General features: G+C 70.5%; 24 protein-coding genes and 1 tRNA gene. All 25 read right to left on the reverse strand.

All coding sequences use genetic code 11. The annotated features are described in order from the left end of the window. The 25 genes from rsmH to KF689_07820 all read right to left on the reverse strand — a co-directional run bounded on the left by rsmH (position 1) and on the right by KF689_07820 (position 23,539). Entirely contained in the window at positions 1 to 963 is a 963-nt protein-coding gene (gene rsmH / locus KF689_07700) for a 16S rRNA (cytosine(1402)-N(4))-methyltransferase RsmH (GenBank protein MBX3133252.1), read from the reverse strand. Between the two features lie 88 nt (positions 964 to 1,051). Continuing rightward, positions 1,052 to 2,938 (reverse strand): hypothetical protein, encoded by a 1,887-nt coding sequence (locus KF689_07705; protein ID MBX3133253.1) that lies wholly within the window; start codon positions 2,936 to 2,938, stop codon positions 1,052 to 1,054. A 93-nt stretch (positions 2,939 to 3,031) separates the two neighbouring features. Further along, a tRNA-Val gene (locus KF689_07710) sits at positions 3,032 to 3,105 on the reverse strand. A 266-nt stretch (positions 3,106 to 3,371) separates the two neighbouring features. Then, entirely contained in the window at positions 3,372 to 4,409 is a 1,038-nt protein-coding gene (locus KF689_07715) for a hypothetical protein (GenBank protein ID MBX3133254.1), read from the reverse strand. Beyond that, positions 4,406 to 5,269: a tetratricopeptide repeat protein gene (locus KF689_07720; GenBank protein ID MBX3133255.1), complete on the reverse strand. Its 864-nt coding sequence runs from the start codon at positions 5,267 to 5,269 to the stop codon at positions 4,406 to 4,408. The genes KF689_07715 and KF689_07720 overlap by 4 nt, the downstream gene beginning before the upstream one ends. Further along, the gene (locus KF689_07725; GenBank protein ID MBX3133256.1) at positions 5,256 to 5,747 is read right to left on the reverse strand and encodes a purine-binding chemotaxis protein CheW; all 492 of its coding nucleotides are present in this window, start codon (positions 5,745 to 5,747) and stop codon (positions 5,256 to 5,258) included. Before KF689_07725 ends, KF689_07720 begins: the two co-directional genes overlap by 14 nt. Then, entirely contained in the window at positions 5,744 to 6,184 is a 441-nt protein-coding gene (locus tag KF689_07730) for a chemotaxis protein CheW (protein ID MBX3133257.1), read from the reverse strand. Before KF689_07730 ends, KF689_07725 begins: the two co-directional genes overlap by 4 nt. After that, positions 6,181 to 7,254 carry a chemotaxis-specific protein-glutamate methyltransferase CheB gene (gene cheB, locus KF689_07735; GenBank protein ID MBX3133258.1) on the reverse strand — a complete coding sequence of 358 codons (1,074 nt, stop codon included), beginning with the start codon at positions 7,252 to 7,254 and terminating at the stop codon, positions 6,181 to 6,183. The genes KF689_07730 and cheB overlap by 4 nt, the downstream gene beginning before the upstream one ends. After that, complete coding sequence (locus KF689_07740; protein MBX3133259.1) at positions 7,244 to 7,723, reverse strand: chemotaxis protein CheD; 480 nt, start codon at positions 7,721 to 7,723, stop codon at positions 7,244 to 7,246. The genes cheB and KF689_07740 overlap by 11 nt, the downstream gene beginning before the upstream one ends. Next, positions 7,720 to 8,550 carry a protein-glutamate O-methyltransferase CheR gene (locus KF689_07745; GenBank protein MBX3133260.1) on the reverse strand — a complete coding sequence of 277 codons (831 nt, stop codon included), beginning with the start codon at positions 8,548 to 8,550 and terminating at the stop codon, positions 7,720 to 7,722. The genes KF689_07740 and KF689_07745 overlap by 4 nt, the downstream gene beginning before the upstream one ends. After that, the gene (locus tag KF689_07750; protein MBX3133261.1) at positions 8,547 to 10,163 is read right to left on the reverse strand and encodes a DUF4388 domain-containing protein; all 1,617 of its coding nucleotides are present in this window, start codon (positions 10,161 to 10,163) and stop codon (positions 8,547 to 8,549) included. The genes KF689_07745 and KF689_07750 overlap by 4 nt, the downstream gene beginning before the upstream one ends. Beyond that, a complete protein-coding gene (locus KF689_07755; GenBank protein MBX3133262.1) occupies positions 10,164 to 12,065 on the reverse strand; it encodes an ATP-binding protein in 1,902 nt (633 codons plus the stop codon). Between the two features lies 1 nt (position 12,066). Beyond that, positions 12,067 to 12,666 carry a GTPase domain-containing protein gene (locus KF689_07760; protein ID MBX3133263.1) on the reverse strand — a complete coding sequence of 200 codons (600 nt, stop codon included), beginning with the start codon at positions 12,664 to 12,666 and terminating at the stop codon, positions 12,067 to 12,069. A 34-nt stretch (positions 12,667 to 12,700) separates the two neighbouring features. Then, positions 12,701 to 13,174: a hypothetical protein gene (locus tag KF689_07765; GenBank protein ID MBX3133264.1), complete on the reverse strand. Its 474-nt coding sequence runs from the start codon at positions 13,172 to 13,174 to the stop codon at positions 12,701 to 12,703. Then, entirely contained in the window at positions 13,171 to 13,512 is a 342-nt protein-coding gene (locus tag KF689_07770) for a roadblock/LC7 domain-containing protein (protein MBX3133265.1), read from the reverse strand. Before KF689_07770 ends, KF689_07765 begins: the two co-directional genes overlap by 4 nt. Next, positions 13,509 to 14,321 (reverse strand): tetratricopeptide repeat protein, encoded by an 813-nt coding sequence (locus KF689_07775; GenBank protein MBX3133266.1) that lies wholly within the window; start codon positions 14,319 to 14,321, stop codon positions 13,509 to 13,511. The genes KF689_07770 and KF689_07775 overlap by 4 nt, the downstream gene beginning before the upstream one ends. After that, positions 14,311 to 15,291, reverse strand: a complete 981-nt coding sequence (locus KF689_07780) for a DUF4388 domain-containing protein (GenBank protein MBX3133267.1) — start codon at positions 15,289 to 15,291, stop codon at positions 14,311 to 14,313. The genes KF689_07775 and KF689_07780 overlap by 11 nt, the downstream gene beginning before the upstream one ends. Beyond that, the gene (locus KF689_07785) at positions 15,291 to 18,008 is read right to left on the reverse strand and encodes a tetratricopeptide repeat protein (protein MBX3133268.1); all 2,718 of its coding nucleotides are present in this window, start codon (positions 18,006 to 18,008) and stop codon (positions 15,291 to 15,293) included. The genes KF689_07780 and KF689_07785 overlap by 1 nt, the downstream gene beginning before the upstream one ends. Beyond that, on the reverse strand, positions 18,005 to 18,631 hold the full coding sequence (locus KF689_07790) for a chemotaxis protein CheC (GenBank protein ID MBX3133269.1): 627 nt from the start codon (positions 18,629 to 18,631) through the stop codon (positions 18,005 to 18,007). Before KF689_07790 ends, KF689_07785 begins: the two co-directional genes overlap by 4 nt. After that, positions 18,628 to 20,664: a chemotaxis protein CheA gene (locus KF689_07795; protein MBX3133270.1), complete on the reverse strand. Its 2,037-nt coding sequence runs from the start codon at positions 20,662 to 20,664 to the stop codon at positions 18,628 to 18,630. Before KF689_07795 ends, KF689_07790 begins: the two co-directional genes overlap by 4 nt. Positions 20,665 to 20,694: 30 nt before the next feature. Further along, on the reverse strand, positions 20,695 to 21,057 hold the full coding sequence (locus tag KF689_07800; GenBank protein ID MBX3133271.1) for a response regulator: 363 nt from the start codon (positions 21,055 to 21,057) through the stop codon (positions 20,695 to 20,697). A gap of 43 nt (positions 21,058 to 21,100) precedes the next feature. Continuing rightward, on the reverse strand, positions 21,101 to 21,601 hold the full coding sequence (locus tag KF689_07805) for a chemotaxis protein CheW (GenBank protein MBX3133272.1): 501 nt from the start codon (positions 21,599 to 21,601) through the stop codon (positions 21,101 to 21,103). After that, on the reverse strand, positions 21,561 to 22,559 hold the full coding sequence (locus KF689_07810; GenBank protein MBX3133273.1) for an RluA family pseudouridine synthase: 999 nt from the start codon (positions 22,557 to 22,559) through the stop codon (positions 21,561 to 21,563). Before KF689_07810 ends, KF689_07805 begins: the two co-directional genes overlap by 41 nt. 1 nt (position 22,560) lies before the next feature. Then, positions 22,561 to 23,130 (reverse strand): signal peptidase II, encoded by a 570-nt coding sequence (lspA, locus tag KF689_07815; GenBank protein ID MBX3133274.1) that lies wholly within the window; start codon positions 23,128 to 23,130, stop codon positions 22,561 to 22,563. Next, on the reverse strand, positions 23,117 to 23,539 hold the full coding sequence (locus tag KF689_07820; GenBank protein MBX3133275.1) for a TraR/DksA family transcriptional regulator: 423 nt from the start codon (positions 23,537 to 23,539) through the stop codon (positions 23,117 to 23,119). The genes lspA and KF689_07820 overlap by 14 nt, the downstream gene beginning before the upstream one ends. Between the last annotated feature and the right edge of the window lies 1 nt (position 23,540).

Here is a 23,540-nt window from a genome sequence, read left to right on the forward strand (position 1 = left end):
TCAGCCCTCCCCGCCGGCGCGGCGCCAGACGCGCAGGTGCGCACTGCGCGCGCGTGGGTTGAGCGCGACCTCTGCCTCGCCGGCGAGCACCGGCTTGCGCGTCAGCGTCTCCCCCAGCGCCACGCCGCCGCAGGTGCACATCGGCTGCCGCGGCGGGCAGGTGCAGGCCGTGCTCCATTCGCGGAACAGGTGCTTGACCACGCGATCTTCGCCCGAATGGTAGGCGATGACGGCCAGCACCCCGCCCGGCACCAGCCGATTGCGCAGCGTCACGAGGCCGGCGGCCAAGCCTTCCAGTTCCTCGTTGACGGCGATGCGCACGGCTTGGAACAGGCGCGCAAAGTCGCCAGGCCCTGAGCGCGGTCCGAGCACGGCGCGGATCGCGCCGACCAAGTCGTCGCTGGTCGCGAAGGGGCGCCGCTCGCGGCGATGTACGATCTCGCGCGCCAGCCGCCGCGCCTTGGGCTCGTCGCCGGCCGACTTGAACACGCCGGCGAGCGTGGCCTCGTCGCTGTCGTTGAGCCAATCCGCCGCGGTGACGGCGCCATTGGGATCCATCCGCATATCCAGCGCCACGCCTTCGCGGAACGAGAAGCCGCGCGCGTCGTCGTCGAGCTGGCGCGAGCTCACGCCAAGGTCGAGCAGGATGCCGTCGAAGGTCTCAGCTGCGAGCGCGGCGATGTCGTCGATGCGGTCGTGGTTGCCCTGCAGCGCGCGGAAGGCGCCGCTGTCGGCGAAGCGCGCGAGACGTTCGCTGGCGATGGCCAGGGCCTGTGGGTCGCGGTCGATGCCGGTGACGCGATGCCCGCGTTCGAGCAACGCCTCGGCGTGTCCGCCGCCGCCGAGCGTGCCGTCGAGCACCTGCGGCACGCCGTCGAGCGCGGCGCAAACTTCCGCGACGAGCACGGGTGCGTGCCACGCGCTGGCGTGCGAGCTGAGCTTGGCGTCGGAGGCGGAAGTCACGGGTGAAAGATGTCACAGCGGTGGCCAAACGACGAAGCCCGCCGTCGCGCGGAGGCGACGGCGGGCTTCGGCTGCCCGAGGGGAGGGCTTAGCGGCAGACCTGCGCGGTCAGTTGGCTGATGTAGGCCTGATACTCCGGAATGGACTGGAGCAGCTGGACCGCAGCCGCCTGGTTGAACGCCGCGCCCTGCGGCAGATAGATCTGGGCGTTCACCAAGGCCTGGTCCGCCTCCTTGGCCATATCGCAGCTGCGCGCCTGCCCGGCATTCGTCGCGAGTTGCGTCGCCAGCTGCACCGAGGTCAGGCCCACGAGGAACTTCACGCGCGTCTTCGTTTCGAGCGTCGCCGGCGCACGTTGACGCCGCGCGTCGGCTGGACCGACTTCGTCCGCAAGGGCCGCAACGCTATCGGCCCGCAACATCAGGGTCGATGCCTGCCGCATCAGCTCGAGATCCTTCGCCGCATCGCCACGCACGCGGTACCCGTTGCCGATCGACGACAGCAGCGTCGCGATCGCGTCCGCGTTGTCACCGGCCTCGGTCGCACTGTGCAAGGCGATGACCGCGCTGTCGTTCTGCTGCAGGCTGATATAAGCCTGCGCGATCTGCAGCCAGCCAGCCGGCTGGTACGGGTTGATCTCCAGCGCCTTGCGCGCCGCGGCGATCGAGCCCGGAATGTCACCCGCGCTGCGCAGCGCCTGCGCCTGGAACTGCCAGAGGCTGGCCTCGGCCGGGAACTTCGTCGTGCCGCGGCGCGCCGCGCCCGCCGCCAAGCGGTAGAGGCTGTCGGCCGCGGCGCGATCCGGACGGGCCTGCGCGCGCAGGGCCGTCGCCCGCGCCGAGTCCGGCGGCGTCGCCCGCGCCAGCGAGTCGGCCTGGCGCTCGAACGGCTCGGCCTTGGCGGCCTCCGCGTTCGCCGACGCCAGGTACAGCGCCGCCAATCGCGTGAAGAACTGGATATCCCCGACGGCTGTGTCGAGCTGGACCAGCTCCTCACCGGCGCGGATGGCCGGGATGTAGTCGCCGGCCGAGGCCAGGATGAGGAAGCGAAGCTTCAGCAGCCCGATGTCACCCGGGTTGTCCAGCACCGCCTGCTCCACGATGCGCTTGGCGACGTCGTACTGGCGGCTGGCGGCAAGGGCGTCCACGACGCGCTGCGCCAGCGAGGCGTTGTTCGGGTCCGCGGCGAGCAGGCGCACCAGATACTCGTTCGCCTTCTCCGTGTTGCCATCCGCTTGGTAGGCGTCGGCGGCCACGGCCAGCGCGTTGTACGAGTTCGGATCGAGCGCGAGGATCTCCTCGGCCAACGCGACCTTCGCGGCGTTCGGCGCTTCCTGCGCGATCAGCACGTTCAGCTTGCAGTAGCGGACCAGCGTCGCACCCGGGAAGGCGGCGATGCCCCTGTCGGCTTCGGCGATGGCTTGGTCATAGCGCTGGTTGCGCGCGTGATCCATACACCGCTTTTCCTGCGGCAGCTGGTCGCGGGCCTGGTTGAGCGTGCGAACCAGGTTGCGGGCGGCGCGGTCCGGGCGGTTGCCGAGGGCCGGCGCCAGCGGCTGGACCAAGCGCATATCGCGCGTGAGCACGAGCTGCGCATCGATACGGTACTGTCCGTCATCCTGCTGCACCACCGAGCCGCGCACGTACTCATCGGCACGCTGGAACTTGGCCAGCGCGTTCTCGTCGGAGCGCGCGAGCTGCTCGTTGGACGGATAGCCCGACTGCTCGAGCAGCTCGACCAGCCGTTCCTTCTCGATCACCCAGAGCACAGGGCCGGGGTAGGTGCGGATGAGCTCGTCGCGGAGCGCGTCCGAGGCCTGGGGCCCGGCGATCTTGTCCGCAGAACGGAACACCTGGACCGTCAGGAACGGCGTATCCGGACGGGGCGGGCGACGCTGGGCGTCAGCCGTACCGATCGCAACCGCGAGAAGCGCCGCCGCAGCGGCCAGGGGACGGAGATGGAACCGAACCGTCACAGGCGAATCCTCACAAGGTGTTGAAATTCCTATCCCAGCGGCTGTACCACGGTTCCGCGGGTTCCGGACCGGACCGTCACTTCATTAAACAGATGGGCGAAGAGGGACTCGAACCCCCGACACCCTGCGTGTAAGGCAGGTGCTCTAACCAACTGAGCTATTCGCCCAGCAAATCGGTTCCCGAGGCACCCGGGGGGCTACTTCAGGATGGCAATCGGAACCAGAATGCAGTACCCGACGACCAGCAGGATCGGAGCGATGGTATCCCCGCCCCGCCAAAGGTCCGCATAGCCCAGCAGCAGGCTCGCGGCCGACAACCCCCACCATACTGCCGGTCGGGAAAACGCCCCTCCGGCCGTTTCGACACGCTCTGACATAAGGTTGGGGAGTCTACGGCTCCCTAAGATGAGTGTCAACCAAGGCTTGGACTTGTTCACGAACCCTTAATGCGGCCGTCACTCTCGGGGTCCGAGGCCCCCTCCCCCAACAAGGCGGCTAGGGCGCTTTCCCGTTCCCTCGCTTCCTGCTGGCGGTCCGCCTCGCGCATCGCCTCCAGCCGCCGCCGCAGTCGCTGCCGACGCTGCCACCACATCGGGCCGAGCAGGATGGTCAGGAACAGCGTCAGCGCCGTGAGGTCGGCCGCTAAGGCTAGTACCCCGAACTGCCGCCGAATCCTCGACTTCCAGTGCCGCTCGAAGTCCAGGGACGACATCCCGTGGGCTCGGCGCAGCGCCCGCTCAAAGCTGCCCTCCGTGCGCCAGTGCCCGAGCAGCAGCCCGATGCCGCGCTGCGGATCCAGCGCGGCGAGTTCGGCCACCGCCCGGTGCGCCAGCGCGTACGAGCGCTGGGCCCGTTCGCTGCCGGCGTAGAACCCGGAGTCCAGCGCCGCGAGGCTGGGAAGGCCCCGCCACACGAGCCCGAAGCTCGTGGCCAACACCTGGTCGCGCCCCCACTCACCGGCGGCATAGGACGCGTAGCCTTCGTCGAACCAGCGCGGGATGCCCGGGCCGATCCCTTCGGTGAGCGCGAGATGTGCCAGCTCGTGGCGCAGCGTCACCAGCGGGTCGCCGCCGGCCGCCGCCGCGTTGCGGCCCTGCATCACGATGCGCTGCAGCGCCGGGAACGCGATGGCCGCGCCCCACTCGGGCGCCCCGCGCCCGATCCAGGCGCGGAATGTGGCGTCATCCGGCGCGATGAGCAGCAGCACATCGGCGCGCGGCCGCGGCAATCCCGGGAAGCTGTCGTTGGCCAGCGCCGCGCTGAGGTAGCTCTGCGCGAGCCGCGCCTCATTGGCGTAGTGCACCACGACGAAGCGGCCCTCGACGCGTACCGTCGCACCGGGCGGCAGGACCTCGCCGGGCTGCAACAGCGCCTCGAGGCGCGCCGCATCGCTCTGCGCGCCAATCGCGCGGGGCGCGACCGCCGGCGCCAGCGCGAGGCAGAGCCACGCGAGCGCCGCGCGCCAGCTCACGCCTTGGTCAGCTCGCCGCCGCCGTCCACCAGCGCCAGCGTCTCCGCGCACTTCTTGCCCCAGGGATTGAACTTGTTGGTCGCGTGCCCCTTCTGCCACGCGGCCCGCGCCTCGTCGCGCTCCTCGTTGAACCAGTGCGCGCGCCCCAACTCGTAATACGCCTCGATCAAGTTCGGCCCGAGGTTCAGCGTCTTCTGGAAGAAGGTCTGCGCATCCTCGTACATCTCGCGCTCGAGGTACACGAGCCCGAGGTAGAAGTGCGCGTACAGCGTGGCCTTGCGGTCGTTGTCCAGCCGGATGGCCTTCGACAGGTGCTCGATCGCCTCGCCGAAGATCTGCTTCTTGAGGCAGATGTAGCCCACGTTGATGCGCGCCAGCGCGTTGGCCGGCTCGCGCATCAGCACCTTCTGGAAGTTGAGCAGCGCATCGTCGTACTTCTCCTGCAGCATCTGCGCCCAGCCAAGCAAGGCCTCGCTCTGCGGGTCGCCCGGGGACAGTTCGATGGCCCGCAGCAACGCCTTCTCCGCGCCCTCGTAGTCCCCGAGCGAGAGCCGGCTCCAGCCCTTCTCGATGAACGTGCTGGCGCCGATATGGTCGGCGTGGACGACGGGCTTCTCCCCCTGGAACTCGGGCGCGGCCGGGCCGTCGGTGGCCTGCTGCGCCTTCCATTTGTCGACGAGCTGCTTGATGTCGTCCTTGAGCTGACTCAGGTCGGCGATCTGCGCTTCGAGTTCCTTGAAGAGGCCGACGATCTCGCCCTTGACGGCGGCGCGGTCGTTGGCGGCGACGCCGGCGTCGAGCCGCGCGTCGATGGTGGCATAGCGGGCCCTATAGCCCGCGAGGGTCTCACCGTCGGCCATCGAGGACCTCCTCCACGGCGGCCCGCAGCGCCAGCCGCTCCTGTGATGTCAGCAAGTGTTCGGTGGCGAGCAGGATATACAGCTCCTCGCCACGCCGGACGATGCCGTCCACGTAAGCTTTCGCGAGGCCGCGGTACACCGCGGGTGCAGGCTCGACTTGCCCCGCCTCCACAGTGGTCACTTCGTCCACCGTATCCACGATGAAGCCCACCGAGCCGTCAGCGCGGGCCAGCACGACGATGCGCGCCGCAGGTTCTGGCGTTGGCGCCGGCAGTCCCAGCCGCTCCCTGAGATCGAGCACCGGTACTAGGCGTTCGCCCACGACGATCACGCCCCGCAGCCACGCGGAGCTGTTGGGCAACTGCCGCGGCGTGGTGTAGCGCAGCACCCGCTCGACGCTGGCGACGTCGAGCGCGAAGCGCTCACCGGCGGCAGCGCAGGTGAGAATCGGGCGGCGGGTGTCGGCGGAGGTAGTCATCGGGGAAACTCTCGCAATGTAGCGACCACCGCCCGCGAGAGCGCAGTGGGATCCACCAACGCGGCCACCTCCGCGCCACGCTGGAGCAGGCCCTGCAGCACACCCACGCGGTCCGCGCCCGACGGCACTCCGCGCCGTTCGGCGCTGCTCGCATCCCAGATGTCCTGCGCATCGTCCACCCAGAGCGCCACGGCCGGCTCGCAGAGCACCAGCGCCACGCCCGCACCGCGTGCATCGCGCGCCGCACCGAGGAGCACCGCAGGGTCCAGCACGGGCAGGTGCGCGTCGCGCAACGCCACCTGCCCGGCGATACCATCGGGCGCGAGCGGCACCGGCTGCACCGCCGGCGCGTCCACCACCTCGCGCACGCTCTCCACCGGGAACGCGACGCGCTCCGCGCCGACGCGCGCCACCAGCACGCGGGTGAGCACGCTCACGCGCCCTTCTCCGCGCCGACGCGCGTGAGCGCGGCCTCGATCGCCACCGCCATCTGCGAGAGCGGCCACTCGTCCCCATCCGCGAGCAGGCTGCGCGCGTGTCCCGGCATTCCGTACACGGCGCTACTCAGGCGGTCCTGCACCAAGCCCCTGCCCCCGGCCGCCAAGATCGCGCGCAGCCCGTCGCTGCCGTCGCGCCCCATTCCGGTGAGCACCACCCCCACGGCGCGCGGGCCGAAGGTCCGTGCCACGCTCGCGAACAGCGGATCCGCCGCCGGGCGCACGCCGTGCACTGGGGCGGCATCGCTTAGGTGCAGGCGCGCCCCGCGGCCTTCGGCGGTCATCTCGAGATGCCGCCCGCCCGGTGCGATGTACACGTGGCCCGCGAGCAAGGGCTCGCCCGACTGCGCTTCGCGCACGGGCAGCACCGAGAGCTGATCGAGCCGCCGCGCCAATCCAGACGTGAATCCAGGCGGCATATGCTGCACGACGACGACTCCGGCGTTGCAGCCGGCGCTGAAGCCCGGAATCACCTCCGCCAACGCGCGCGGCCCACCGGTGGATGCCGCGATGGCCACGACCTCGGTGGCCGACGTGAGCTTTCGCGCGGTGCGGCGCTGGCCCCGCAGCACGGGGCGAGCCAACAGCGGCAAGCCCACATTCGCTGTGACGGCCGTGCGCAACGCCTCGCGCAGGCGCGGGGCCACCTGCGCCCACCCCTCGCTCGTCGCGTGCTCCGGCTTGCGCACGAACTCCACGGCACCGAGCTCGAAGGCACGGATCGTCAGGTCCACGTTGCCGCGCACGGTCGCGCCGCTGAGCATCACGACCGGCCGCGGGCACTCGCTCATTATGTAGCCCAGCGCGTGCAGGCCATCGAGGCCGGGCATCTCGATGTCCATCGTCACGAGGTCGGGATCCAGCGTGTGTACCAAGTGCAGCGCCTCGGCGCCGTCGCGCGCCACGCCTACGACCTCGAATCCGCCGAAGCCGTCGATGAGCTCGCGCACGACGCTGCTGAGCAGCGCCGAATCGTCCACGACGAGTACGCGCCTGCGCTCAGAGGACACGGATGCCCCCGCGCACGCTGCGCACTTCCAGCGCACCCGTGGCGACGTCGAAGCTCGCGGTGCGTCCGCTCGCCCCGCCCGTCTCCGCCGCGACGATGCCGATGCCCGCTGCCGCCACCGCCCGCCGCGCGGCCGCCACGTTGCGCTCGCCCACCTGCTGGCCGCCGCTGCCCAAGAGCGTACCGAACAGCGCGGCCCCGCCGGCGAGCTTGGCCTCGTACGGCCCCGGCGCGCCGGCGCGCTTGAGCGCGTCAATGAGCATCGGCACCGCCGTCGTCGCGAAGCGCGCCGCATTGCTCGCGTCGCGCGCGGCACTGGGGTCCGGCAGCAGGATATGCGCCATCCCGCCCACCATCCGCTGCCGGTCGTAGAGCGTCACCACCACGCAGCTGCCCAGCCCGACGGCCACCAGCCGCCCCGACCCGCGGGCCACCGCGAGATTCGCGATGCGCACGTGCTGCGTACTCACGCCACCTTCCGGAAGATGCGCTGGCGTTGGTCCACGGCCGTGAACAATCGCCGTGCGGGACCGAGCATCGTTTCCACCTTGCCCAGCACGAGGATGCCGTGCGGCACCAGCGTCTCGTGGAAGCGCTGGAAGATCCGCTCCTGTCCCTCGCGGTCGAGGTAGATGAGGAGGTTGCGGCACACGATCAAGTCACAGCGCTGCACCGGCGGCGTGTCGAGCAGCAGGTCGCGCCGCTGCACCTGCACCAGCGAGCGTAGCTCGGGCAGGGCGGTGAGCGGCGCCTCGCGCGTGAAGTAGCGCACGCGCAGGTCAAGCGGCATCTCCTGGAACGCGCTCTCGGGATACGTCGCCGCCGCAGCCGCGCGCAGTGACCCGGGGTCGATGTCCGTGCCGATCACCAGCGTCCGCTCGAGACGCCGCCGCGTACCGCTGCGCTCGGCGTGCCGGTGCAGCAACGCCGCCAGCGTGTAGAGTTCCTCGCCCGACGCGCAGCCCGCGCTCCACGCGGTGAAGCCGTTGCCGGCCGCCTCCCACAACGACGGCAGCACCGCGTCCGCCAGTGCATTCCAGACCTCGGCGTCCCGGTACAGCCGCGTGACGTTGATCGTGAGCACGTCCATCAACTGGTCGTACTCGGCGGCGTCGCCCGAAAGCAAGGCGGCGTACTCGCCGTAGCTCGCCACGCCGCGGGCACGCATCCGCACCGCCACGCGGCGGCGCAGGCAGCCGTCCTTGTAGTTGCCGCAGGCAAACCCGCGGTCGCGCGCCACTTGTTCGAGCAGCGCGCGGAAGCCGGCTTCGTCCTCCCCGGCCGCAGGCATCGTCATCCCCCGCGTAGGGCCGCGAGCTGCGTGCGCGCCTCAGGATGCGCGGGGTCCAGCACCAGCGCCTGCTCAAAGGCAGCGCGTGCCGCATCGGCATCACCGGTGTCCAGCCGCAACGCGCCCAGTCGCGCCCACACCTCGGGGCCTAATGTCTCGTGGTGGCGCACGGCGTGCGAGTAGGCGTCCATCGCGCCGGCGCGGTCGCCTTGCGCCAGGAGCAAGTCGCCGAGGTTACGGTGCAGCGGCGCGAGGCCGGGATCCTCCTGCAGGCCGCGCGTGATGGCGTGATGCGCCTCGTCCGCCCTCCCCAGCGCCATCAGCGCCACGGCGAGGTTGTTGTGCAGCGCCGCCGCGTGTGGATGCGCATCGCAACCTTCCTGAAGCAGCGCCACCGCCTTCTCGAGCTGCCCGGCCAAGGCCGCCGCCAGTGCCGCTTCGTGGAACCATACCGCCGAGGGCGCCCGCGTGCCGTACAGCGGACGAGCGTGCATAAAGTGCGCGTCGGCCTCGGCAAAGGCGCCACGGCGCAGCGCGAGTACGCCGAGCGAAAGGTGCACGCTCGGCTCCGCGTCCCCGCCCCGCGCCAGCGCCGTCTCGAGCGCCGCCTTGGCTTCGTCCTCACGCCCGAGCCGTTCGAGCGCCAACGCGAGATTGTGGTGCACCGAGGGCTTGGCGCCGCGCTGGCGCGCCGCCGCTTCCAGGTGCGTCAGGGCCTCGCTCCACTTGCCGAGGCGCAGGTGCGCCACGCCCAGCTGGAAGCGCGCGCCGAGGTCTTCGGGTCGCAGCTCCGTCACGCGACGGAACTCGCGCACGGCTTCGTCGAGCATTCCGGCGCGGAAGAACGCCACGCCCAAATTGCGATGCTCCTCGACGCGCACGTCGGCGGCCACGTCTTCCGGGGCCTTGGACCGCCCCACACGGTGCAGATAACCGGCCGTGGCGAGGCCGAACAACGCCTTGCCCACCTCGAACTCCACGAGGCCGCTGGCGTCCACCAACGCCGTGACGTCGGCGCGGCCGTCGATCAGCGGCAGGAGTGTCTGCTGCTCGGTCGTGAGCTTGGGCTCGCTCTCGGCGAGGCGGCGGCGGTCGAGCTCGAATACCACGTCAAAGGACGGAATCTTCTTCTCGATTAGGCTCCACTCGTCCACGCGCCGCGCGCCTTCGAGCAGCAGCGACTCCGGGTTGATGGCGACAAGGAAGTCCTGCTCGTCGGGCCGGATGTCGGACTCGAAGTTGAACGTGCCCTCGGCCCAGGTGAACAGGAAGAACACCGCTTCCTCGATCTGGATGCGGATCTGCGCGTGCAGCTGCTCGCGCGTGATCATCCCTTGGGCCACGAGCAGGTCGCCGAGCCGCTGGCCACGTGCCTTCGCCTGCAGGGCGATGGCTTCGTCGAGTTTCTCCTGGCTGAGCACGCCGCCCTTCACGAGGATGTCACCGAGGCGGTCGCGCCGGTTGACGATGCTCGCGTAGCTGATCTTGCCCTTGTCGAAGTAGATCGACCCGAAGTTCGAGCGATGCGTGACGGACAGGCAGCCGCTCTTCTTGCCCATCGAGAGCAGCTGCAGCACATCGGGCAGCGACGCTTCCTTGAGGGAGCCCTTGATCGCCATCTAGCGGTGCTCCTCGATCAAGCGTCCCGTGAGGTCGGCCCATTCCCAGACCACGCGCTCGCGGTCGAGAAAGGTGCGGTCGCCCGCGCTCGCGGCTGCGGCCGGCGGCGCCACCGTCGCGCTGGCGGCGGCACCGAGACCGAGCTCCTGACGCGCCAGCACTGCGTCGAGCGCAACGCCCAGCGCCTCGGCCGCGGCGGCGAGGCGGTTCACCACGCCGATGAGCTCGCGCACGCTGCGTACCGTCGGGTCGCAGATGACATCCAGCAGCTCCGGCGGCGCCGGACGCCCGAGGCCGGCGAGGAAGCGCGCCGCCAGCTTCTCGCGCAGCGGGCGGTCCGGCGGCTGGATCTCGGCGATGAGACCGCCTTCGAAGCGCGAGCGCAGACGCGCCGCCAGTTCGGGGATCTCCGACGGCAGGCGGTCGCTGGAGAGGATCACCTGCTTGCCGTCCTCGATCAGCGCATTGAACACGAAGAAGAACTCGTCCTGCGTGCGTTCCTTGCCGGCGAGGAACTGGATGTCGTCGATCACCAGCGCATCGGCGGCGCGGTAGCGGGCGCGCCAACGCTCGACCGTGCCCTGTTGGATGGCGATGATCAGTTCGTCCACGAGCGCCTGTGCGTGCACGCAGGCCACCGTCACCGCGCCGTCGCTGCGCGCGCCGATCGCGTTGCCGATGGCGTGCACCAAGTGCGTCTTGCCGACGCCGCTGGGGCCGGTGACGAGCAGCGGGTTGTAGCGCGTGCCCGGCTGTGCAATGACCGCATCCGCCGCGTGCACCGCGAGCTGGTTGGCCGAGCCGACGTCGAAGCCCTCGCGCGTGAAGCTCGGGTTGGGCCCGCCGGGCGGCATCTCGCCGCTCAGGGCCTTCTCGAGCAGTTCCTCGGCTTCGGCCAGGCGCTCCGGATCGCGGAACAGTTCGTGGCCGCCCAGCGCCGCGTCCACGGCCGTCGCCTCGCGCTCCAGCACGCGCAGGTGGTCCACGGCTTGCACATAGGTGGCGATCAGGCCCTGCACGTCCGGCTCGCGCGGCAGCGCCAGCGCCCGTTCCAGCACCGCCGTGCGGTAGCCCTCGCCCTTCCAGTACGCGACCACCTCGCGCAGGCGGACCTGCCAGGTCTCCACCTGCTCCTGCACCACCGCGGCCACGTCAGAGAGGAAGGACAGGAACTCGCCCGAGGGCCGCAGCGCGTCGGAGCCGCCCGATGGCGTCAGCGTCTTGCGCGCGCCGCCCGCGCCCATCGACTCCTGCGCGATCCACTGATTGAGCAGGCCCTGCAGTTCGCGCACGCTGGCGATGCCCCGCTCCGCAAGACGCTGCAGCGCGGCGTCGGGCACGTCGAGTTCGCGCTCGGCGATGGCCGCGCGCAGGATGGCCACGCGCGCCTCGAACTCCGGCAGGCTCACGTCCACCACCAGCCCACCGGCCATCCGCGAGATGAGGCGCTCGTCGACGTCGGCGATCTCGCTGGGCGGCCGGTCGCTGGCGCAGACGATCTGCCGATTGCCATCCTGCATCACGGTGAACAGGCGCAGCAACTCGGCCTGCATCTCGCGGCGGCCGGTGACGAACTGCAGGTCGTCGAGCAGCAGCAGGTCCACACGGCCGAGGCGATGCCCGAAGGCCGACGTCTCGCCCGCGCTCACGGCGGCGTGGTACTGCTCCGAGAACTCGTCGAGCGTGAGCGCCAGCACCTCGGCGCCGGGCTGCAACTGCTGCAGCAGGTGCGCCGTGGCCGTGAGGAGGTGCGTCTTGCCCAGGCCCGACCCGCCGTAGATGAACAGCGGGTTGTAGGTCGTGCCTGGCGCCTCGGCCACCGCACGCGCCGCCGCCGCCGCGAGGCGGTTGGACGCGCCGACGACCAGGCGTTCGAACGTGAGCCGGGGATCGAGCCGCATCCTAGCCGGTCCGCCCCGCGCTCAGCTTGCGCAGCACCTGCTCCGAGATGCCGCGCAGCGTCTCGAACACGCCAGCGCCGTGCAGCGCGTCGGCGGTGAACGACGGCACGCCGCGGAAGTTGATGGCGTCTTCGAGCTCCGGCACCGGCGTCCGCAACTCGGCCGGCAGGTCGATCTTGTTGTACTGGATCACCAGCGGCATCGTGCGCGCGTCCACGCCCTGCTCGGCGAGGTTCTCGTGCAGGTCCTGGAAGCTCTCGATGTTCTCCTGCAACTGCCGCGCCTGCGAATCGGCGACGAACACCACGCCGTCGGCGCCCTGCAGCACCAGCTTGCGCGTCGTCTGGTAGTACACCTGCCCCGGCACCGTGTAGAGCTGGAAGCGCGTGGTGAAGCCCGAGATCGTCCCGAGGTCGATCGGCAGGAAGTCGAAGAACAGCGTGCGGTCCGTCTGCGTCGCCAGCGAGACCATCTGGCCCTTGCGGTCCGTCGGCACCTGCCCGTGGATGTAGTGCAGGTTCGTCGTCTTGCCGGACCGTCCGGGCCCGTAATAGACGATCTTGCACGTGATCTCGCGCGTGGCGTAGTTGACGAGGCTCACGAGGCGGTCCCGCGAAGGTGGTCGATGGCCGGCATCAGCCCCTCCCGAAGAGCTGGGCGAGGTTGCGATTGAGGTCCTGCTCGAAGTTCTCCGCCAGCGCCGGGCTCGCGTCCGTCGCCGCCGGGGCCGCCGCGGCGATATCCGCGTACAGCTCCTTGAGGTACAGCTGCACGATGCCCAGCGAGCTCTCGGCGTCGAACACCGCCAGCACCAGCAGCCGCTGTGCCCCCGCCGGCACCTGCCCGAGATAAATCTGCCGCGCCTTGCCGGCGTAATGCAGGCCGGTGAACGGTTTGCCGTCCACCATCCCGCCCAAGTGCTCGGCCGAGGCGTTGATGGCCGCCGAGAGCGCGCAGGCCGTCTGCACATCCAGCGAGCGCTGGAAGCCCACCTGCGCCAGCACCTGCCCGCTCGAGTGCATCAGGACGGCGAGCTCCAGCCGCGCTTCGTCCACGAATCGCTTGAGCGGTGCATCCGCCCAGCCGATGGTCATCGTGTGGCGGATCATAGACTCCCCGCCGCCTTCAGCAGGTCCACGCGCAGCAGCCCGAAGTTGGCGCGCGTATCGGCCACCGCCACCACCACCAGGCCGTTGCGGCCCGCCGCGAGCACGCGGCCCCGCTCCGCCTCGAGGTCGCAGAAGCTCGTGCCGCCGAAGCCGGCGCTGGCCGCCGCCCGCGAGGCCTTGCGGAACAGCGACGCCGTGAGCGCCGCGAAGGCCGCCGTGTCCACGCCCACCTGCGCGGTCGCGTCGACCACGATGCCATCTTCCTCGGCGACCACGAGACAGGCCGTCACGCCACGATGCCGCGTCACGCTGGCGAGGATCGGAGCGAAGGCGCTCATCGTCCGCCTCCGAGCCATTGCGTCGCCACCTGCGCGCACTGGTCGAGCGTGCGGCGCACGAGTCCCAGCGGCGTCTCGCGCGGCGCCGCAATGAGCGTCACGCCGTCGCCCGTCGGCGCCATCACGACGGTGGCCGCCTCGGTCTCGATGGCGATGCGCGTCCACGCCCCGAGGCCGAAGTGCCGCATCGCGCGGTCGGCCTCGTCGCTCACGCCGGAGAGATGCGCGCCGATCACCGCGCCGAGGTCTTCGCCGTCGGCCGTGTGGTAGTGCCCCGCCACGACCAAACCGTCGGCATCGAGCAGCAGGGCCACCTGCCCCGTCTCGCCGAGGGACCCGTCGAACAATCCGCCCGCGGCTTCGGCGGCGCTGGCGGCAGCAGGTGCGGCGGTGAGCTGCTGCGACTCCGCACGTGCGACGTGTAGCGCTTCCCAGGCCGCTTCCAGCGCCGGGTCTCCGGGCGTCGCGGCGCGCGCCTTCGCGAGGTGCTGCTCGGCCTCGTCCCAACGCCCCTGGCGGTAGCAGAGGAATCCCATCCCGCGGTGCGCGGCGCCGAAGTCCGCCGCAATCGCCATCGACGCCTGCCACGCGCGCTCCGCGGTCGGCTCATCGCCCATCGCCAGCGCAATGCGCGCCACGAGGTCGTGCACGTCGGCGCGGTGCGCGTGGCGGTCCGCGCCCTTGCGGGCCACCCGCAGCGCGTTGGCGTACTCGCCGCGCGCCAGCAACTGCTCGGCCAGGGGCAGGAAGATCAAGCTCGACGGATCCGCCGCCAGCTGCTCGCTCATCGCCCGGATGTCAGTGCTCAACGGGCACCTCCCGCTCGAGCACTTCCAGCAGCCGTGTGGCCCCGACCACCGCATCGCGCAGGGCGGCGGCGGAGGGATACTGCGGCGTCGCCTCGATGAACGCGCTCCAGGTCGCGATGCCGTCGCTCAGGGCGCCGCGCCGGAAGTAGTCGGCGCCGCGGCGCAGCGCGCTCGGCAGCGCGTCGTGCGGCGTCTGGTGCGCGGCGCGCCGAGGCTCGCTCGGCAGGGCCACCGGCGTCACCTGCCGCGACGGCTGCCGCAGGATCACCACGCCCGTGCTCACGAGGCCGTACATCACGCGCGCCACGTCGAACTCGCTCATCGACACCGTCGCGGCGATCGTCCGCAGGTCCGTCTGCCCGTCGATCATCGCCAACACCTTCCACTCCTGCGGCAGCAGGTCCAGCAGGGCCGGATGGTCGGCGTCGCCCGGCGCGAGGTCGGGAATCACCGAGAGGTTCGGTACGCGGTCCGCGATGCGCGACCACTCGTCGATGCGGCGCGCCCCCTCCATCAGCAGCGACTCGGTGCCCAGCGGCGCCGAGGCATCGCGCAGCGCGTCGTCGCTCAGGCCTTCGGTGAACCGGAAGTGTCCTTCCGACCACGACATCAGCTCGAAGACGACGGCTTCAATCTGCAGGCGCATCTGCCGGTCCATCTCGCGCGAGGTCACGAGACCGAGGCTGACGAGGATCTCGCCGAAGCGCCGGCGGTCCCCCGTGTCCTGTGCCTCGCGGACGCGCGCGAGGTCGGCGTCCGTCAGGCGCCCCGAGCGCACCAACAGGTCGCCGATGCGATGCGGGTTGGACCTGATGCTGGCCGAAATCACCTTGCCGTTCTCGAACAGCACCACGCCCTCGTTGTCGCGCAGGGCCGACGTGACCGTGAGCGTGCCGGTCTTCCGGCTGAGATCGAGCAGCTGGAAGACGTCGTGGATGCCGAGTTCGCGGAGTGGGCCTTCGATTGCCATCAGACCTCCGCCTCGGGATCACTGCCTTCCAACCGCTGCTGCACCGCCCGCGCCTCGCGGAAGGCGCGGCGGGCGAACTCGCCCTGCGGCTCCAGCTCGGCCACGCGCCGGAAGCAGGCCACCGCCTCGCGGTAGCGTTCCTGTCGCGCCAACAGCAGGCCTTGGTGAAACACCGCGCCCACGTGCTCGGGATCGAAGCGCAGCACGCGCTGGAACGCAAAGGCTGCATCGTCGGGTCGGTCGAGGTCCAGCAAGAGTTCGCCCAGCGCCACCAGGCCGTCGAAGCTGTACGAATCGCGCTCGAGAAACTCGATGAGCAGGCGCAGCGCCTTATCCGGCGCCTCGAGCCGGCGGTGCAGCCCGGCCAGCGCCAAGGTCGCGTCTGCGTAGGTGGGCACGGCGTCGAGCGCGAGCAGCAGTTCGCGCTCCGCCTCAGAGAAATCCCCGCGCGTGATCAGCAGTTGCGCGAGGTCGTAGCGCACGGCCGCGAAGTCACCATCGATGGCGAGCGCGTGCCGATATGACGAGATTGCCGCGTCCACGTTGCCCATCGCCTTGAGCACGTTGCCGATGCCACGCAGCACCTCGGCGCGCCCGGGATCGGCGCGGCGGGCGCGGTCGAGCACCTCAAGCGCAGCTTCCGGATCGCCGCTCTCGAAGCGCGCCGTCGCCACGAGCAGCAGCGCGTCGACGTCCTGCGGCAACACCTCGAGCAATCGCGCGGCGGGCACTGCCGCGTCGCTGCCGCGCCCCAGCATCAACAGCGCCTGCGTCTCGCCACGCAGCGCCTCGGGATGGTCCGGCTGGGCGCGGCGCGCCGCCTCGAAGCGCTCCAGCGCGTCGCCCCAGGCACCCTGTCGGCCAAAGGCCTCGCCCAGCAGCACGTCACCGCGCGCGGCGTCGGCGCCGCGCTGCATCGCGCGCCGCACCTCGGCCATCGCGCGGTCCACCAGGCCCTTCGAGAGGAAGTCCTCCGCCAGGGCATAGGGATCGACGCCGGCTTCTGCGGCCGGTGCCGGCGTCTCGGGCGTCGGCTCCAACTGGCGGAAGATCGGCTCGAGGATACTGCTGTCGAACTCGAAGCTCTCCACCCCGCCGCTGAGCCGGTGTTCGCCGCCCAGCTCGGGTACGACCGTGAGGTCCACGTCCTCGAACTCGAGGTCGATGGCGAGCTGGAAGGTCTGCGGCGTGTAGTACGGGTCGATCTCCAGCGCGCGCTTGGTCTCGCGCAGCGCGCCGGCGTAGTCGCCGAGGCTCGTCAGCGTGAAGCTGAGGTTATAGTGCGCCTCGGCGTAGTCGGGCCGGATCTGGATGGCGCGCGCGTATGCCGTGCGCGCCTCGTCGAAGCGCCGCAGCTCGGCCAACACGAGGCCCACGCCGTTCCACGCCAGCGCTGACTCCGCGTCCGACTCCAGCGCCTGCCGGTAGGCCTCCAGCGCCAGTTGGAAACGCTTCGCACGCACCAACATCAACGCGAGGTTCAAGCGCGCCTTGGAGAAGCCTGGGCTCGCGTGCAGCGCCTCGCGGAATTCGTCGATCGCCTCCTCAGGCACGTTGGCGTGGAACAGCGCCACCGCGAGGTTGTTGCGTGCAATCGCGTACTGCGGATCGGCCGCAAGCGCCTGGCGATAGCTCTCCGCGGCGGCGGCGTGGTCACCGGTCTGGTGCAGCGCCACGCCGCGCTCGTTCCAGAGCTTCGGCGAATCAGCGCGCTCACCCAGCAGTTCGTCGTACAACCCGATGGCCGGCTGCGGTTCCTTGCGTAATAGGTGCAGCTCGGCCGTCGCCTGCACCACCAGCGCGCGGTCCTCCCCGTGCACCAACGCCAACTCGTACTCCTTCATCGCCTCGTCCAGCATCCCTTGCTGCCGGAACGCCTGCCCCAGCGTGTAGTGCGCCAGTGGCTCGCCTTCGGCGATCTGCATCTGCTGCTGCGACTTTCGCGCCTGCCGCCCCGGCACTAGTTGCTCGTACTTCTTGGGATCGTAGTCGTCGAGCGAGAGGTTGGCCTGCGCGCGCGAGAGCGCGGGATTCAGCTGTACCGCGCGCTTGCTGGCCTTCTGCGCCTCGTCGTGCTGCCCCATATCGCCGAGCACGAACGAGAGCAGGAAGTGCGCGTCCGGTTGGTCCGGGTTCAGCTGGATGGCGCGCTGCAGCGAGGTGAGCGCTTCGTCGAAGGCACCCTGGTTGTAGAGCACCTCACCGACGTAGAAGTGCAGCAGCCCGCTCTGCGGGTCCCGAAGGAGCGCCGTGCGGAACCAACTCAGCGCCACGCCGAGCCGTCCGACCGCCTTCTCGGCGAGACCGAGCTGGATCATTGTGCCGACGTCGCCAGGGCGCAGTGCGAGTAGCGCCTGAAACTCGGGGATGGCGTCTTCCGGCTGACCGAGCAGGGCGAAGGCGCGGCCGAGCTCCCAGCGCGTATCGCGGTCGTCCGGCCGCTGCCGCAGCCGTTCACGCAGCTCGGCCACGCGGCGGTCGTAGTAGCCGGTGTTGAAGTACGCGATCTCCAGGTTGCGCTGCGCGACCTGCATCTTCGGGTCGAGTTCGAGCGCCTGGGTGAAGGCGTCCACCGCCTCTTCGTAGAGGCCCTTGGTGAAGTACAGCACCCCAAGATTGTTGTGCGCCCCCGCGTCGGCCGGATCGATGCGGCGCGCGAAACCACGCAGGACCTCGCGGTCCCGCTGCGACACGGCGGCGGTGGACGGTCGGTTCACGCGACCCGGATGGCGGTGAGCATTGCGCGCAGGGAGACGGCGTCCGGCAGCAACAGGAAGAATCCGCGCAGCGGTGTCGCATCATTCTGCAGTTGGAACTCGCTCTCCACACAGAACACGTGCGAGGCACCCTCGGCCGTGGCGACGTACGTGGAGCTGAGCACCGCATCGCTCATATCGATCGCCAGCTCCGGCGGCGAGTTGAGGATGCGCATTCCGAGGAACTCGGCCAACGCGTTCAGGTACGCCGCCGAAAGGATGTTGCCCGCCTCCTTGAGCGCGCTCTCCTCGATCGCCCCCAGCGCGGTGACCTCGCGCCCGCCCATCATCAGGCCGGCGATGCGATGGGCAATCGGCTGCGGGAACACCAGCAGCGTGAGGCCCGTGAGATCGCCGGCGATGCGGATGGCCACCGCCGCCACCGGCTCCTCGCCCTCGGCGATCTGGTTTGGCACGTCCTCGATGGCTGCGACGTTGATCTGCGGCACCGAGATCATGATGCGCTGCCCGGTGATCTGGCTGAGCGCGGTGGCGGCGTGCCCCGCCCCGATATTCGCGACTTCGCGCAGCGCGTCGAGCGCCGCACGCGAGAGCGACCGTACGTCGTCCGGAGGATGCGTCACAGGAGACTCCCCACGTCCACGATGAGTGCCGGTGCCCCGTCCGCGAGGATCGTCGCGCCGCTGAACAGCGCGAGCCCGTCGCGAGCACCGTCGAACGCCTTCACCACGATGTCCTCCTGCGCCGTGAGTTCGTCTACCACCAGCGCCGCGCGCCGGTCACCCCGCTCAATCACCACGATCTCCTCGTCCAACGGGGTCTCGGCCTGCAGGTGCACTACCTCGCGCAGGCGCAGCAACGGCAAGACTTCGTCCCGCAGCACCAGCATCTCGCGGCCTTGGACCGGCCGTAGCACGGCCGTCCCGCGCTCCAGCGTCTCGCGCACGTGCGTCAGCGGCAGCGCGTAGCGCTCGGCACCCACGCGCGCCAAGAGCGCGCGGACGATCGCCAGCGTCACCGGCAGACGCAGCATCACCGTCGTGCCCGCGCCCGGCGTCGTGACGAGTTCCACTGACCCGCCCAGCGCACGCACGCGACTGATCACTGCGTCCACCCCCACGCCACGTCCGGACAGTGCCGTCACCGCCTCGCTGGTGCTGAAGCCCGGCTGTGCGATGCAGCGCAGCAGCGCGTCGTCGTCCAGCCGCTCCGTCTCCGTCGGCACGAGTCCGCGCTCGATCGCGCGCTGCAATACCTTGGCGCGGTCGATGCCGCGTCCGTCGTCACGCACCGTGATCACCACCGCGTTGCGGTCACGCTGCGCTGAGAGCGTGAGCCGTCCAGCTCGCGGCTTGCCTGCCGCCTCGCGGTCGGCCGGCGGCTCCAGACCGTGGTCCACCGCGTTGCGCAGCAGATGCACCACCGGCTCGCCGATCTCGTCGAGCACCGAGCGGTCGAGCTCGATCTCCTTTCCCTCGATCGCGAAAAGCACGTCCTTGCCCACCTGTCGCGCCACGTCGCGCACGAGGCGCGGAAAGCGATCGAACACCTGACCCACCGGCACCAGGCGGCTCGTCATCACTTCGGACTGCAGGTCCGCGATCAATCGCGTCGCATCGTCCATCGCCGCCGCCAGCGCCGCGTCAGCGGTGCCGCGCGTGAGCGCCTGCAAACGGCCGCGCACGATCACCAGCTCGCCGACGAGGTCCAGCAGCGCATCCAGCCGCGCCAGCTCGATACGCACGTGCCGCGCCCGCGGGGCTACGCCACGCTCGGCCGGCCCCAGCGTGTCGGCCACTCCGAGCACATCGCTGACGCGGCGCATCGGGTGCTCGCCGGTCTGCGCCGCCGCCTCGCCGGCCAGCTCCACGGTCACCGCGCGCGAGGGGCGCGCGTCCGCTCGCTCCTGCGCCGGCTCGCTTGGGCGCGCTTCGGCACGCGCCTCGGCGCGTTCCTCAACGCGTACCGTGGCCACATCGCCGGCGCTGCGCACCGCCTGCTCCAGTTCGGCCACACCCGCCGCGGTCTGCATCCGCACGCTGAAGGTCTGCGGTGACGTCGCCGCCTGCAGTTGCTCCGCAGACGGCACGCAGCCCAGCACCTCGCCCAGCGCGCGCAGCCGCTGCACCGCCATAAACGCGCGCACGCCCGGCAGTACCGCGGTCGGCTCCTGCACCACGTGCACCAAGGTGCCCGGGCCGTCGAGTGGATCGAGCGCCGCCGCCAGCAGCCGCACCGCCCCACTGGCGCGCATCACCGGGAACTCCGCCGTCGACCGCCCGCCCGCGATGTCGTGCAGACGCTCCAGCGCCTGCTGCATCGCCGGCGTCATCACCGCGCCGTCGCGGGAATGCTCAATGCCGTCCTCGAGCGCGTCAGCCGCGGCGAACAGCGCGTCCATCAGCTCGGCGCTCACGGACTGGTCCCCGTCGCGCACCTTGGAGAGCAGCGACTCCAGCTCGTGCGAGAACTCGGCGACGGCCACGTAGCCCATCGTCGCGCTCATTCCCTTGATCGTGTGCACACCGCGGAAAATCGCGTCCACGGCTTCGGCGGGGTCATCCCCCTGCTCGATCGCCAACAGCGCGCGATTGATGGCCGAGAGCTGTTCGCGGCTCTCGGTGCGGAACAGTTCGGCGTAACGCGAGGGATCCACGGGGCGGATCGGCGGGGCGCGACCGGGGCTTTAGCCCAGGACCCGCTGCACCGCCTCCAGCACGCGGCTCGGCTGGAAGGGCTTCACCACGAAGTCCTTGGCACCGGCCTGGATCGCCTCCACCACCAGCGACTGCTGTCCCATCGCGCTGCACATCAGGACCTTGGCGTTGGGATCGAACTGCGTGATTTCGCGCACCGCGTCGATGCCACCCATATCCGGCATCACGATGTCCATCGTGACGAGATCGGGACGCAGCGCCTTGTAGCGCTCCACCGCCTGTGTGCCGGTCTCGGCCTCACCGACGATCTCGAATCCCGCCTGCGTCAGGATGTCACCGACCATCGTGCGCATAAAGATCGCATCGTCGCAGATCAGCACCGTCGGAGCCACGCGTTCCTCCCTCAGAGTCCCAAGTGTCCGGCGTTCCGTGCGCTCACGCGTCGGCGAGTGCCGCGCGCTGCAGGGCCGCCACATCCATCACCAGCGCCGCGCCGTCGGGGAGCCGCACGAGGCCGCGCACCGCCCCCTGGGCCGACCGCGCTTCCTCCACGCCTTCCTCCGCCGCTGCGGCGCGAGCCACTCCGTCCACCGCATCCACCCGGAGCCCGAACCGACGCTCCGCTAGGTCCACGACCACCACCGGTCCCGACGCCGGCGCGCCACCCAGCCGCACCGCCAAGTCCATCACCGTCAACACCGTCCCACGCACATTCACCAGCCCAGCTATGAAAGACGGTGCGCCGGGCAGTCGCGTCACGCCCCGAACCGTCAGGACCTCCCGGGTGGACAGCAAAGGAATCGCCACCCGCTGGCCGCTCGCGCGCGCCACCAGGTACCGAGCCTCGTCCCCCTCCCCGTCCGCCCCGGCTTCCAACCCGGGGACGACCGGCAGGTCAGTCGGTTCCTCTATAGAAGCCAAAGTACTCCAGGGCATCGGGGTGGGCAAACAGCGACGGGTCCTCCGCCGCCCGGGCCAACGAGCGCCGGAGGTCCTCCGGTAGCGGGCAGCGCAGGTCCATCGGTGCCCCAGTGAGCGGATGTGTAAAGACGAGCCAGGCGGCGTGCAGGAAATGCCGCTTCGGCGGCAGGTCCAGCAGCCGCCGCCCTCCCCCGCCTCCGTAAGTATCGTCACCAGCCACCGGGTGGCCGATGCTCGTCAGGTGCACGCGAATCTGGTGCGTGCGCCCGCTGTGCAGGTCCGCCCGCAGCAGGTCCACCGCGTCGAAGCGCGCCAGGCGCGTAAAGTCCGTGCGCGCCGCCCGCCCGTCCTGACGCACCGCCATCCGCGTGCGGTCGTTCGGGTCCCGCGCGAGCGGCTTGTCGACGGTGATGCGGTCTTCGGTCAGGTGGCCCCAGGCCAGGCAGGCGTAGCGCCGCTTCACCGTGCGCGCCGCGATCTGCGCCGAGAGCGAACGATGGGCCCGGTCCGTCTTGGCGACGACCAGCAGTCCGCTGGTCTCTTTGTCGAGCCGGTGCACGAGGCCGGCGCGCTCGGCGCCGCCGCCTTCCGCCAACCCCTGCCCGCGCCCCATCAGCGCGTTCACCAGCGTCCCAGTCCAGTTCCCTGGCGCCGGATGCACGACCATCCCCGCCGGCTTGTCCACGACGACGAGGTCCTCGTCCTCGAACACGACCTGAATCGGGATCTGCTCGGGCACGACCTCGCGTCCGGGCGGCGTCGGAATCTCAACCACCAGTGCCTCGTGGCCTTCCACGCGGTGGCTCGCGCGCTGCACCGCGCCGTCGAGCGTGACCTTGCCGGTGGCGATGAGCGTCGCCGCCTGCGTGCGCGAGCACCCGCAGCGTCCGGCCACGACGAGATCCAGTCGCGCGCCGCGCTCGCCGCGCTCGAGCGTGAACGCGTGCCGCCCCGGCGTCAGGGGCTCGCGCACGTCAGGCCGAGGGATGGGCGTCGGCATCCGCCGCCGAGCCCGACGACGACGCCGCCTCGGCTTTGGCGCGGCGCTCGGCCGCGACGTCCTCGCGCCAGAGGATCACCGCCAGCGTGATCGCGCCGCAGCTCACCGCGATGTCCGCCACGTTGAAGGTCGGCCAGCGCCACGCGCCCACGCCGACGTCGATGAAGTCCACCACGCCGCGCGCCGAGCGCAGCCGATCCACGAGGTTCCCCACTGCCCCGCCCGCGATGCTCGCCAGCGCGATGACCCTGAGGCGCGCGTGCGGCGCGCTGCTGCGGTACATCGACCACAGCACCGCCAGGGCCACGAAGGTCAGGAGGACGAAGATCCAGCGCGACCACGGACCCAAGTGCAACCCAAAGGCCGCGCCCGGATTGTAGACCAGCGTCCACCGCAGGTACTCGCCGAGCACCGGGTGCGGCACGTGCACCGGTACCAGCCGGTCCACCGCCAGCAGCTTGGTGAACGCGTCGACAAGCACGATCCCGCCGACGATTCCCAGCACCCCGGCGGGGCCGAAGCCCCCCGGCTCACTTCTTCCCATCTTCCTCACGCTGCTTGCAGTCGATGCAGTACCGCGCGTGCGGCAGCGCATCGAGGCGATCGAAGCCCACCTCGCCGCCGCAGTTGTGGCACTTCCCGAATTCTTCGGGCGTGCGATACAGCCGCCGCAGCGCCTGGTCCACGTGCCACAGGAAGCGACCTTCCTTGGACGCGAAGAGGAACGCCTTCTCGCGCTCCATCGCGTCGGTGCCCTGGTCAGCCATATGGAACGAGTACGCCGAGAGATCGCCGTCGGCGCCTTGCGGCGTGTTGCCGAAGGTCTCGTCGTAGTGGCCGAGCTCCTTGAGCACGCGTCGGCGTTCCTCCATCAGGCGCTTCTCGAAGTACTGGATCTGCTTCTTCGGGAAGGGCTTGAACTTCTTCTCTCCGCCGGGAGTCGGGGTCGCCATA

The sequence above is a fragment of the Gemmatimonadaceae bacterium genome, from assembly GCA_019637355.1.
Lineage (GTDB): Bacteria > Gemmatimonadota > Gemmatimonadetes > Gemmatimonadales > Gemmatimonadaceae > Pseudogemmatithrix.

Coding starts and splice junctions, on each gene's coding strand:
- KF689_07720 (MBX3133255.1), bottom strand. CDS start 5,269: ATGGCCGACGGTGAGACCCTCGCGGGCTATAGGGCCCGCTATGCCACC.
- KF689_07725 (MBX3133256.1), bottom strand. CDS start 5,747: ATGACTACCTCCGCCGACACCCGCCGCCCGATTCTCACCTGCGCTGCC.
- KF689_07745 (MBX3133260.1), bottom strand. CDS start 8,550: ATGACGATGCCTGCGGCCGGGGAGGACGAAGCCGGCTTCCGCGCGCTG.
- KF689_07750 (MBX3133261.1), bottom strand. CDS start 10,163: ATGGCGATCAAGGGCTCCCTCAAGGAAGCGTCGCTGCCCGATGTGCTG.
- KF689_07755 (MBX3133262.1), bottom strand. CDS start 12,065: ATGCGGCTCGATCCCCGGCTCACGTTCGAACGCCTGGTCGTCGGCGCG.
- KF689_07765 (MBX3133264.1), bottom strand. CDS start 13,174: ATGATCCGCCACACGATGACCATCGGCTGGGCGGATGCACCGCTCAAG.
- KF689_07770 (MBX3133265.1), bottom strand. CDS start 13,512: ATGAGCGCCTTCGCTCCGATCCTCGCCAGCGTGACGCGGCATCGTGGC.
- KF689_07780 (MBX3133267.1), bottom strand. CDS start 15,291: ATGGCAATCGAAGGCCCACTCCGCGAACTCGGCATCCACGACGTCTTC.
- KF689_07805 (MBX3133272.1), bottom strand. CDS start 21,601: ATGCCCTGGAGTACTTTGGCTTCTATAGAGGAACCGACTGACCTGCCG.
- lspA (MBX3133274.1), bottom strand. CDS start 23,130: ATGGGAAGAAGTGAGCCGGGGGGCTTCGGCCCCGCCGGGGTGCTGGGA.
- KF689_07820 (MBX3133275.1), bottom strand. CDS start 23,539: ATGGCGACCCCGACTCCCGGCGGAGAGAAGAAGTTCAAGCCCTTCCCG.